This is a genomic window from Sphingobacterium sp. UME9 (assembly GCF_014170215.1).
Lineage (GTDB): Bacteria > Bacteroidota > Bacteroidia > Sphingobacteriales > Sphingobacteriaceae > Sphingobacterium > Sphingobacterium paramultivorum.
In genome coordinates this window covers 458,151-470,732 of sequence record NZ_LZZP01000009.1, presented here as the reverse complement: position 1 = coordinate 470,732, position 12,582 = coordinate 458,151, and the positions used below count along the sequence as shown (strand labels likewise).

The 12,582-nt window shown below is 38.7% G+C and carries 9 protein-coding genes; 2 read left to right on the top strand and 7 right to left on the bottom strand.

Annotated features, from left to right (window positions below):
- Nucleotides 1–40: 40 nt before the first annotated feature.
- The 5 genes from A9970_RS15185 to A9970_RS15165 form a co-directional block, all read right to left on the bottom strand.
- A complete protein-coding gene (locus A9970_RS15185; RefSeq protein ID WP_182982891.1) occupies nt 41–3,373 on the bottom strand; it encodes a TonB-dependent receptor in 3,333 nt (1,110 codons plus the stop codon).
- Nucleotides 3,374–3,632: 259 nt separating this feature from the next.
- Nucleotides 3,633–4,778, bottom strand: coding sequence for a FecR family protein (locus tag A9970_RS28935; protein ID WP_182982890.1), 1,146 nt, complete (start codon nt 4,776–4,778; stop codon nt 3,633–3,635).
- Between the two features lie 147 nt (nt 4,779–4,925).
- Nucleotides 4,926–5,528 (bottom strand): RNA polymerase sigma factor, encoded by a 603-nt coding sequence (locus tag A9970_RS15175; RefSeq protein WP_182982889.1) that lies wholly within the window; start codon nt 5,526–5,528, stop codon nt 4,926–4,928.
- Between the two features lie 451 nt (nt 5,529–5,979).
- Complete coding sequence (locus A9970_RS15170; protein ID WP_182982888.1) at nt 5,980–7,383, bottom strand: M56 family metallopeptidase; 1,404 nt, start codon at nt 7,381–7,383, stop codon at nt 5,980–5,982.
- The gene (locus A9970_RS15165) at nt 7,380–7,754 is read right to left on the bottom strand and encodes a BlaI/MecI/CopY family transcriptional regulator (RefSeq protein WP_070564700.1); all 375 of its coding nucleotides are present in this window, start codon (nt 7,752–7,754) and stop codon (nt 7,380–7,382) included. The genes A9970_RS15170 and A9970_RS15165 overlap by 4 nt, the downstream gene beginning before the upstream one ends.
- A gap of 371 nt (nt 7,755–8,125) precedes the next feature.
- On the opposite strand from A9970_RS15165, the gene A9970_RS15160 reads away from it, so the two are divergent.
- A complete protein-coding gene (locus tag A9970_RS15160; RefSeq protein ID WP_182982887.1) occupies nt 8,126–8,701 on the top strand; it encodes a 2,3-diphosphoglycerate-dependent phosphoglycerate mutase in 576 nt (191 codons plus the stop codon).
- A gap of 196 nt (nt 8,702–8,897) precedes the next feature.
- Here A9970_RS15160 and A9970_RS15155 read toward each other — a convergent pair whose 3' ends face one another.
- A complete protein-coding gene (locus A9970_RS15155) occupies nt 8,898–9,557 on the bottom strand; it encodes a metal-dependent transcriptional regulator (protein ID WP_182982886.1) in 660 nt (219 codons plus the stop codon).
- 115 nt (nt 9,558–9,672) lie between these two features.
- On the opposite strand from A9970_RS15155, the gene A9970_RS15150 reads away from it, so the two are divergent.
- Nucleotides 9,673–11,988, top strand: a complete 2,316-nt coding sequence (locus A9970_RS15150) for a TonB-dependent receptor domain-containing protein (protein WP_220801619.1) — start codon at nt 9,673–9,675, stop codon at nt 11,986–11,988.
- 68 nt (nt 11,989–12,056) lie between these two features.
- Here A9970_RS15150 and A9970_RS15145 read toward each other — a convergent pair whose 3' ends face one another.
- On the bottom strand, nt 12,057–12,581 hold the full coding sequence (locus tag A9970_RS15145) for a hypothetical protein (RefSeq protein ID WP_070564708.1): 525 nt from the start codon (nt 12,579–12,581) through the stop codon (nt 12,057–12,059).
- Nucleotide 12,582: the final 1 nt, after the last annotated feature.

The following is a 12,582-nucleotide window of genomic DNA, read 5'->3' as shown; positions in this document are numbered from 1 at the left end:
ATTTTAAAATTCTATTGATAGTTTTAATCTCGAAGTTGTTTTAATTGAAACGAAGTTGGACTCCGAGATTGAATACTTGCTGTGTCGGATATCCCAAACCATTGCCTCCACCTTGTTCAGGGTCCCAAAGTTTGAACTTAGAGAAGGTTAATAGATTATAACCACTTAGAAAAATGCGGGCAAATTTGTGTGAATATCCAATCTCAGCACTTCTGAGTTTTAGGAATGCCCCATTTCTCAGCCAATAAGAAGAAGCTTCAGTATTGTTGAGATTGTCCAATTTGCTCAGTCGTGGATAAGCAGCAAATATGTTAGGATTTTCAGGACTCCAGCGGTCCTCGGCGATAAACTGCAATACATTACGCACACCCTGATTTCCAAATGGATGGAAACCACTGATCATAAAAGAAGTTCTGTCAACTCCCTGTAATAGGAAGGAAAAATCAAACTTTTTGTAATTGATGGAAGTACTCAAACCATAGACAATTTCAGGTGTTGTTGGATAACCCATTCGAACTCTATCATCGCTATTGATTAGATTTAGACCATCGATATCATTGGTTAGATCTTTATATTTGATGTCTCCGGGAGCGACAAAACCCCCTAGCTGTTGTAATGGACTGTTATCTATTTCGGCCTGATCAATAAATAAGCGCTCTGCAAGATAGCCTAGGTTTGTGCCAATAGAATACCCAATTTGCGAGAGGTTGCGGTATTTGGTAAAGGCTGGTTCATTATTTTTAAGTACGGTATTATGTGCATATGTAAAGGTTCCACGCATAGATATTCCCCAATCTTTTTCACTTTTGTTCCATTCTAGGGAGAAATCAAATCCCCTATTTCTTACCTCACCAACATTGCCATACACTTTCGTTCCTGCAGTACCAAATACATTAGGGATTGTTGCCGAACGATCAACGAAGATATTGGTTCTATCTTCCTGGTATAGGTCGAAAACAATATTGAATTTATTGTTAAGAATACCGAGGTCCATACCTATATTTTTCTTCTCTGCAACTTCCCAAGAGATCAATGGGTTTGCAAATTGTAGGTATGTAGGTCCTGTATAAGTCGTATTCTGATCGATACCTGTTGTAAACGATGCTCCATCCAATTTGAGGTCTGAAAGATAAGGAAAACGTCCTCCGCCAATCTGATCATTACCAACTTTACCCCAGCTCCCTCTAATTTTTAAATTACTGACAGCAGGAAATAAATCTGTAAAGAACTTTTCATTACTGAGTACATAGCCCAAACCAACGGAAGGGAAGAAGCCAAAGCGACTTCCAGTGGCAAAGTTTTCGGAACCATTGTAGCCAAAGTTGACTTCGGCAAGATATTTATTGGCGAAACCATATGTTGCACGTCCCGTAATACCCTGGCGTCTACGTGGTAGCGAACTGATTAGATCAGCCGGATTATTGACATTGAAATCGGTGGTATTGTAAAGAAATAAACCCGATACGGTGTGATTACCAAATGTTCTGTTGTATTCGATGGAAGGCTGGAAATAGATTTCACGATCACCACTAGTGCCCGTTTCGGTTCCCAAGGAAAGATTTTGTGGCTGCCCCACCATGACTAGATCGTAGGTATATCCACCTGCAGGATCGGGTGCATAACTGTTAATCATGTATTGATTGTAGCCACTGGTTCTTTTTGTTGTTGTGTTGCTCCAGTTTTTAAAGGAAACCAAGGCTTTAAATTCTAGCCCTTTTGTAATGAAATCAAGTTTTTGAGCTCCATCAATTGTAGTCAATAAGGTACTTTGGAAACCATTTTGATAGCCATTGACCATGCGGGCAAAGGGATTGATAAAACCATTGTTGACTGTACCACCAGCTTTTCCTCCGTATTGAACGTCTCTTCTGTCAATACCGGTAAATGGAAACATAATAGGGAAGTCCACTGGATTGGCATTCATGATGTCGCCAAATACGCTTGGAGCATCCACACCGGCACCATAGTAATCACGAAGTTGTGCATTGAGCTTTAAAGCTATTTTGGTGGTTGAAGTAAGGTTGACATTGATATTGTTCTGAAAGCTATAACGTTTGACAGAGACATTATTGTCAAAAGAGTTGAGGTCAAATTTACGCAATAAACCGTTGCTAATGTTGCCTGTTGCGCTGAGGAAATAGCCTATTTTGGCGCCACCACCCTGCACATTTAGATTAAGTTCGTTGTTGATGGTATGGGACTTAAACATTTCATTATACCAGTCAACGTTAGGATATACATAGGGATCCAAGCCTAATCTTGTGCCGTTTATTTTATCTTGGGAATATAAAATTTCACCAGTACCGCGACCTATAACCGCCTCATTGAACATCTCCATATAACTTACACCATCAACAAATTTTGGGATGGAAGTAGGTCTTGAGATCTGCGATTGTGCACGTGCTGAAATACGCGGTTTATTAAGGTCCTTACCTGTTTTGGTGGTGATAATTAGGACGCCGTTTGCTCCCCTAGTACCAAATACGGCGGTGGCAGTAGCATCTTTGAGGACTGAGAAGCTTTCGATAACTTCTGGTGCCAATGCGTCCAGGTCGCCTTTGGAGATTGCGACACCATCCAATAAGATCAGGGGATTGGTGGCTCCGCTAAATGTCGATACACCACGAATGAAAAAGCTAGCCCCATCTGCACCGGGTTCGCCCGAGCGTTGTACCGCGATCACACCCGAAAGTCTTCCCCCCAATGCATTGGAGAGGTTGGCCGTTGGGATACGTAAGGTTTCTGGTTTTACTGATTCCAATGCTCCCACGACACTGGTTTTTTTCTGTGTTCCGTAACCGACAACAACAACTTCACTTAAGCTCTGATCGGGACTTAGCTGCACATCAATGCGACGTTTGTCGGCAATGGCAATTTCCTGGTTGGCGTAGCCGACATAGGAAAATATTAGTGTCGAATTTGCGGGAACCACAAGAATGTATCTTCCATTACCATCCGTTGTTGTACCGATTGACGGGCTGTCTTTGACCTTGACACTAACACCATAAAGATTGTTTCCATCATTTTTCACTGTACCCACGATCTCAACCTTACCGTTTTTTTGAACGGTGGGGGCGAGGGGCGTTTTTTTTTCTCGGTCCGAAATCACAATGATGCCATTGTCAATTGTAAAGACCAAAGGCTGATGTTCCAATAATTTTTCAAGAGCCTGATTTAGTGGCTTATTCTGGATATCTATATTTTGAATAGGCCTTACTTTGTCGAGTTGACTTGTCTTAATGATAAAATCGACGTTTGTCTGTTTTCTGATTTCTTGAAATGCTTCGGACAATGTAATCTGCTTGTGTTTAAGGGTAACATTTTGAGCAGAGGAGACATGTGTTAAAAAGATAAATGCTGTTAAAAGGACCACAACTTTTATAGATGTGTTGCATAGTGATCCGATGTATCGCATAGCTTTAATAAAAAAGACAATACAATACTTACTACATAAATAATAATGCATATATTTATAAATTGGTTAACTGGTTTGATGTTGAAATGAATTCTTGTTTTCCAAGTAAAAAATTAGTCGAGAGTGCTGGCAGGCATTTTCGGCTATTTTTTTGGAAGAAATGTTTAGGCTGGACTGGTTTCTTTCATAATCAGTGGTTATTAATGTGTGTTATAGTTTATTGCGATATGTACAGTTTATTGTTTCGTATGCTATACTTGATGGAACCGGAAAGTTGAAGTGCTCTTAATACATCGTTTAATCGTTTTTTTCTAGAAATTTGAGCGACGTAGGTTTCTTGTGAAATGGGACCTTCAAAAATTACTTCGATATTATACCAGCGCGAAATTTTACGCATGATTTCCTTTAAGTTGTTATTGGAAAAGTTGAAATCACCATTTTTCCAATCTAATACTTGATCCAGGTTTATTGATCTTACTGCGATATTTTGATCCGTTAAAGTAGATTGTTGACCCGGTTTTAGTAAGGTTGTATTGTTTTTGCAACTCACTCTTACAGATCCTTCTGCAAGGGATGTCTGTGTGGAAGATTCATCCTCGTAGGCATTGATATTGAATTTAGTCCCTAAGACTTCGACCTTTTGAAGCGAAGTTTCGACAATAAATGGTTTTTGTTTATTTTTTGAGACTTCAAAATAGGCTTCACCCGTTAGTTCTACGCGGCGTTCAGAGGCTGAAAATGCACTTGGATATTTGAGACTGGAATTTGAGTTCAGCCAAACTTTTGTGCCATCAGAAAGGGTTATCTGAAATTGTCCACCCTTTGGTACATTCAAAAGATTCATGGCGACACGTACATCGGTATTTCCCTCAATCTTATAATTAATTTCGCCTTTTTCTGTTTTTTCAATTGTTGTGCCGAGCTCTTCCGTTAATTTTCCATTAGCAACATCCTCCAGTACGATCGTTTTACCAGAAGAAAGCACAAGTGTTGCTTTATCGCGACCAGGTTCGATGATGGTAGCTGTATGATCATTATATGTGCTACGGTTAAGAAATAAATAAGAGATAGAGATAATCAGTATGATGGCAGCTGCAACACCTGTAATTTTATACCATGTAGGACTTGTGATATTTTGTGGTTCGGTGTCAAGATCAATTTTACCAAAAACACGGTCTAAAATCATCTTGTCTATAAGTTCTTCCTTATCTCGAGATTCAAGTTGGTTCTCGATCATCTGTTCAAGCGCCTTCTTGTTATTCGTATCCTGGAAATATTGAAATAGCTCCGCCGTCTCTTCTCTTGAAGCGTGGTTATTGAGATATCTTTCAAATAATAGTTTTATATGTTTTGAATCTTTCACTGATTGGCTATTTATATATAATACGGAAAATTAGAGCCTGTCCTCTGCTCTGATTTAAAAAAAAGTAAAAAAAATTAAAAGGGTTTAAAAAGGGCTGTTTGAATACCTATGGAAGCAACCTGTTTGTCGATAGAAACAGCGAGTGTCTTATTTTTGATTTAATATGGCACTGATAAGAGCGATTAACAGGGACGGTGTAATTTCCTTGCTCAAACAGAAGCTCTGAATCTGTTTTGTAGCCTTCACGATATGGTCACTGATCGTAGAAGTGGAGATACCTAAGGAGATACTGACCTCCTCATAGGTTTTCCCCTCTATTTTGCATAAGGTATAAATGAGTTTGCGTTTTGGAGATAAGTTTTCAATGGCTTGATTGACAATTTTTTTAGACTCTTTGTACGCATATTCCTCCTCAATGTGGGAATAGTCTGATGTTGAAATGGAAATAATCAACTCTTTTAGATTTCGATTTTTGATCTCTTTATGAAAGAAATCATACACGAGGTGTTTAGCAATAGTGAAGAGATAAGACTGAAGGGACTTGTCAGGGTCTATTTCACCGCGCCTCTCCCATAATTTCTGAAATACATCCTGAAGGATTTCTTCTGCACAGGCAGGTATTTTGACTAGGTTAAGTATATGACGGTAAAGTCTAGGGCTATAGCGGTAGTAGAGCACCTCAAATGCCTTATGATTGCTTGACTTAAGAGCGCGCAGTAAGGCCAACTCATCATTTTTACATGCCTCCATAATTTAAACTTGTATTTAAAACCAAATTCCTCCTGATCAGAATTTAATAATTGGGTATCGTACCGTATAGTAGCAGTACTATCTTAATGATAGCAGATGAATACTACAAGTATACTGTTGGTATACTATTGGTACTCTTCTACAATGTTACCGATTTGTTATTTGGTTTTTATACAATTTTTTTACGCAAACGATTGCTTTAAAAATAAACTATAGTAGAATTTATCGTTTTTTAAACCCGAATTCAATCCTTAATTATATTCTGGAAAATGCTGATGTTTGTTTTTAACTTGATTTTAGATTATATCAATATCTATAAGAAGAGTTGGTACATTAAATTTCGGATAATCTAAACAACATTCTGGTTTATAGGTGAGTAATCGTGAGGAGTAGACATAACGCAATAAGAGGAATTGTATTCCTCTTATTGTATTCCGAAGAATTCTGCTATTTATTTTTTATTTACAGATTTTACTTCTACTTCGGGTTTCATTTTTAGGACGATCCTTGCGGGCGTTTCCTCCTTAACTTGAATATCTTTTTGATCTTGATTTGAACTGACATTGGCATTGGCGGAAAGATTGATCCGCTTTGGTTGACGCAGTTGAATATCTTCGACCCTTACTTCCTCAATTTTAGGTGCTACTTGCACTTCTTCAATTATCGCCGAAGTTTTTTTTGATGGAGTAGATTTTTTTTGAGGTTCCGCAAATTTGACCTGCTCAACATATACTTCCTCGATTACTTTGGGTGATTTTTGAGGTGGGGCAGGTTTTTTTCGAGGTTCCGGGAAACGTACATTACCTTCCTGTTGGGAAGAAGACTTGCGCTGGGATATCATTGGCGGAACCATTTCCTTTGTCGGTGATTTAGGAGATCTTCCACTAGTTTTAGGAGCGTCCGGTTGCTTTGATGCAGGCGGCGTTATTGCGGTGTTGGCAGCTGCTGCTTTTTTTGTCGTGGTCGGCGTTGTTTTCTGTGCCTCCACATGTGTTGAAAACAACGTAGATATCGCTACTGTCAGTAATAAAGTAAGCCCGGGCATTAGCAAGAGTTTACTTCGGGTTGTTCTTTTTTGTAACATAATTAATCGTTTTTTTGTTGTTAAAAAATTAAAATTACTGGCCGGTAATGTGTTTATATCAGGGGTGGACATGCTCCACTCGATAATCAAATGCTGGTATCTTAACTTTTCATGAATCTTGACTACGGCATCATCTGCAAGGTATTCATGGGTTTGTCGGATCGATTTCTGAATGAGATAAAGGAAGGGATTGAACCACAAAAATATACCCAAAATCTGTATGAAAAGTACATCCATCGAATGGCGTTGATTGGCATGGGCCCGTTCGTGAGTTATAATTGACTGATCAATACCGCCCTGTTGATAGGCATCTTTGGGAACATAAATTTTTTGAAAAAAGGAAAAGGGTGTTTTTAAACCATGTATACAATAAATGGACTGTTCATGGGTTGGTGTGGCACTGCGGATATAATATAGGAATTTGCGGTATAACCATACTTGTTTCAGAAGTAATGCAATGGTGACAATTACATAAATCAGCAGAGCGACGTCGTACCAATCGACGTGATAATTATTGAAGAGCGCTGAATCTGTTGCGGGCTGTTTAATGATCGGCCCCGCAGGGGTAACATCACTGTTTCTGTCGTTCAGGAAGTTGAAAATATCAAATGGGACAACGATCTGTAACAATGGAATGACGACAGATAGGGGGATAATCCCGAGTAAATAAAAACGGTTGAATAGCAGTAGTTTTTGGTTGCGTAGTATTGACCAATAAATAAGATAGAGTAAACCCGAACAGGCTATCAGTTTTCCAATATATAGCATCATGTCTCTTTGTTTTTAATTTCGGAATCAATTATATTTTTCAGTTCCTCCAATTGCTCTTTGCTCAGCTGAGATTGTTTAGTGAAAAAAGAAGCAAATTTTAATGCTGAATTGTCGAAGTAGCTTTCTACGATATCATTTACATGTGCTAAATAATAGCTGTCTTTATCAATTAGTGGATAATACTCTCTCGAATTTCCATAAAGCACATAAGATATCGCCCCCTTTTCAGTCATTCTCTTCAATAATGTAGCAACAGTTGTTGGCGCTGGTTTAGGTTCAGAATACGCTTCCATAAGATCTTTCATAAAAGCTTTTTTCATGTCCCAGATGTAGCCCATCAATTGTTCTTCCGTAGCTGATAATTTATTCATACTACAAATATAGAATATATTCTACACTGTGTAGAATTAAAATATGTTAAATAATTTATGTTGTTTTATTTGATTGATTTATAGGTGTTTATTTTTTTTTAGTTCTGGTAATGAGGATAGTTTTCACCCTAAAATTAGTTGCTGTTCCCGGATATAACCGATAAGTTTATACAAATAATAGGGGAACTGAATATGTCATTATATTTTTTTAACTAAAGGATCTGTCGTTGGATTTTGAAGTACTTCGATCCTAGGTTTAGGTGATTTGATCGGGACTAAATGGTATAAATAAAACAAAATGGAATGTATCGCTATTATATATGATGTTGGGTACGTAGTGAGAGACCGTTTAGAAAAACTTTGGATAAATAATGGCAAAACTTTTTTTAGTCCGGCACGGACAGTCACAATGGAATTTGGAAAATCGCTTTACGGGATGGCAAGATGTTGATATTACTGAATTGGGACAACAGGAAGCTCGGCAGGCAGGACTGGCTCTGGCAAATGAACCAATTGATATAGCGTATACCTCGACACTTATAAGAGCGCAGCATACGTTAAATATTATTTTGCATGAAATGGGCGATCCTCCCATCCCCATTGTTATAGACGCTGCTTTGAATGAACGAGGTTATGGAAAGCTTGAGGGCTTGAATAAGGCCGAAACAGCCGAAAAATATGGTGCTGAACAAGTGCATATCTGGCGCAGATCTTTTGATGTGCCTCCGCCTGGAGGTGAGAGCCTGAAAGATACATACGAACGTGTTATTCCATATTATGAACGTTTTATAGCACCCAAACTGAAAGAAGGTAAAAATGTACTCGTTGTTGCGCACGGCAATAGCCTGAGAGCGCTGATTATGTTTTTGGAACATCTTTCTCCGGAGCAGATATTGGAACGGGAGATTGCTACCGGGCAACCAATCAAGTATCAAATTGAAGAATAAACGCCCAATTTTTGCAAATTGATAGTTGAACTGTAGAGAGCGATAATTTATCGTATTTCTATAGATTCTCCGGGTTTAGCATTTTAAAGATTTACTTGTTTTTGTTAGTTGTTTCTAACATTTTTTTTCTTAATAAAGAGAAATAACAGTAGATTTCATTTCAAAAAATAACATTTGGATCTCATTCTCTCCTAGTTTAGGCAATAAGGCGTACAAGTAGTGTTGCGGTGACTTTGCTGCTTAGCACTTCCGTTGGCCTTTCTTTGTATTCCACTGTGATGCTAGCATCAAACGGTTCTATTGATTTGATTGTTAAAGTCGTACCGAGCTCGAGATTTTTCGCTGTCAAATATTGTAAAAGCTCCTTAGAAGATGGCTGAACCGCCATTAATGTAACTATATCACCTACTTTACAACTATTTAGAAACACATAGTTTTCCAAAGGCATAACCCCATTAGAATCGGGAATTGGCGACCCGTGGGGATCCACAGTCGGATAACCCAATAACTCATCCATTTTACTGAAAAATTCGGGCGAATGGATATGCTCAATCTGTTCAGCAATCTGATGGACTTCATCCCAGGCAAACCCCATTTTCTCAACCAGATACATTTCAGTAAGTCGATGTTTCCGGATAATAAGGGCGGCTTCTTTCTTTCCTTCTTCAGTTAACCGCAATGGTTTATAGCTTTCATAATGAACGAAACCTTTGTCGGCTAGTTTTTTCATCATACTATTTACTGTAGGCATCTTGATGTCGAGCCTTTTACTTATTTCATTGACATTCGCATCACCCTTTAGGTAAGTGAGGTTATACAATGCTTTTAAGTAATTCTCTTCGGTCTGTGAAATCATAAGACAAATTTATTAAATATTAGCCGTGTCTAATAATTATGTTATAATTATTTTGTTAGTCTAATCTAACTTGTTAGATTTGCTAATCTAAATTATAAATATAAAAAAGCAAAACATGATGAAAGGGTACAGTGCTCATTTGACAATAGCCATGGTGCTTACAGGATTTATTTCCTTTGGACAGACAGGTAAGATTACTGGTAAGGTTTACGATAAGAATGGTGTGCCGTTAGGAGCAGCATCCGTTGTTATTCCAAAATTACAGATAGGTACCAAGTCGAACAATTCGGGAAGGTATATCGTTGAAAGTATCCCCCATGGTACCTGGGAAGTGGAAGTAAAACACATTGCATTTAAGGAATTCCGTGATTCAGTAAAAGTCGGTCCAGGGGTATTGACCAAAGATATTCAGTTAGATGGGGCTGAACTTTTGCTGGATGAAATTGTGGTAACGGGTACCAAAACATTTAAACGCAAAACAGAGAGTCCTGTAATGGTAAATGTTTTGGATAGCAAGACTTTGGACAATCTACAAGTGTGTAATCTTTCGGAGGGTTTGAAGTTTCAACCCGGATTGCGCGTAGAAACAGACTGTCAGACCTGTAACTATACGCAATTGCGGATGAATGGACTTCAGGGTGGTTATTCACAGATTCTGATTAACGGTCGGCCAATTTTCAGTCCGTTGATGGGACTTTATGGCATGGAGCAACTTCCGGTCAATATGATTGAAAAAATTGAAGTCGTTCGCGGAGGCGGCTCCTCATTGTATGGTTCAAGCGCAATTGGCGGAACGGTGAATGTGATTACAAAGCTCCCACGGGCAAACAGCTATGAAATCAATTCTTTCTATCAGCGTATAGGTGGGGGGGCAAATGATTTTAACCTCGGGGGTAATGCAACATTAGTCAACGAGAAGGGGAATGCCGGAACTTCATTCTTCTTCAACAAGCGGGATCGTGGTTTCTATGATGCAAATAGTGATAATTTTTCTGAAATGCCCAAAATTGAAAATACCTCTTTAGGAATTAATTCATTCTATCAGTTTTCGGATAATCAAAAATTAGAAGTCTCCTTAAGCAACCTGAATGAATATCGTTTCGGTGGTGAAATGACCGATAAACCTGCGTATTTAACACTGCAGTCAGAAGAGCGGCATCATAAAATTTGGATGGGAAGCACGGATTATCAGATTAACTTCAATCAAGATAAATCGGCATTCATCGTCTATACTGCTTTTCAAAATACCAATAGAAAACATTATACCGGCGTATTTCCAGATGATCCTGAGGCGATTGAAAATCATCTTAAGCATCCACCTTATGGGGATTCTAAAACAACAACACTTCAGGGAGGTTTTCAATTGAATCATGAGATCCGCAATTTCTTTAGTGGTCGTAATGTATTGACCATTGGATCGGAGTATGTTTCTGACAAAGTTTATGACGAAATTCCGAGTTATAATTATCTCGTGGATCAGCATACCAAAGATTGGGGAAGCTTCTTTCAAAGTGATTGGGATTTGGCGACTAAGTTTAATGTATTGTCGGGTGTTCGGGTTGACAAACATAATTTATTGCATAAAGTTGTTGTCAGTCCGCGAATAGCACTCCTTTATAAATATGCCCCAACAACACAATTTCGATTAAGCTATGGAACCGGCTTTAGAGCGCCACAGGCATTTGATACCGACCTGCATATTGCATTTGCTGGTGGCGGCGTATCGCGTGTACAGTTATCCCCCGATTTAAGGGAGGAGCGTTCAAAAAGCCTAAGTGGTTCGATAAACTACGATAAAGCAACTGAAACGTGGATAGCAGGCTTCACCCTGGAAGGATTTTATACACACCTGAATAATGCATTTTTGCTTGAGGAAATCGGTGCAGATAATTTTGGGAAGATTTTTGAAAAGCGAAATGGAAACAACGCAACTGTAGCCGGAGGAACATTGGAATTACGTGCAAATTATGCTAAGAAGATTCAGTTGGAAACTGGATTGACAGTGCAGCAAAGCAGGTATGATAGTCCGGTGTCGTATTTGGAAGGAGTAGCTCCAATTCGATCATTTTTGCGGACACCCAACGAATATGGTTTTGCCAACCTCAATATTACAGGAAGTAAACCCTGGACAATCAATTTAAACTATGTTTATACGGGAAATATGCGTCTTGCCCATGTCGGGGGAGCAGATAATTTTCCTGACGATCAAATGGTACGGACAAGAGCCTTTTCGGAACTCAATAGTAAAGTAGCTTATGCATTTAACTTACCTAAATACAAAAATGTCATTGAGCTTTATGCAGGGGTAAAAAATATTTTTAATGCGTATCAAACTGATTTTGATACCGGGAAAAATCGCGATAGCAATTACATTTATGGGCCCAACATGCCAAAGACATACTTTGTCGGTGTAAAGATAAAAACACCTTAATGGTGAAAACAAAAAATCCTGCCACACCGATGATGAGCAGGATTTTTGTTATTTGTATTCGCGTTATGCTATTTCAAAACGAATTTAAATCCTAAAGAAAAACGCGATGGCTCGAAATTAGAACCATGAGAAAGATTCCACCAAGGTTTCCAGTCGAAATGCATGGCCAATGGCGCAGAAGGTATTTTGAACTCTAGACCCAAAGCTGGACGGATCGCAAAATCAGTATGTGTTTTTCCATCTTTCCAATGGTAGTCGTCATACCAGTCGTCGTGCCATTTACCATAATCAATAAATGATACTTGTGGACCAACACCAATGTACCATGAAAGACCTCGAGATCCAGGAATACGTTTGTTGTATGAATAATCCACGCCGATAACAGTAATATTGTCTCCAAATAATACTTGTGCATTTCCAGCGTCATTTCCACCAAAATTGTGTTTTATCTGTGGACCGAATAACGTTTGACCATCGCCGACGTCTATTCCAAGACCAATGGCTGTCCGATACGGAGTTTGTGCGTTTGCTTGCTGATGAGCAACAAATAGTAGCGTAAAAAGTGTTAGAAAAGGTAGAATTACTTTTTTCATG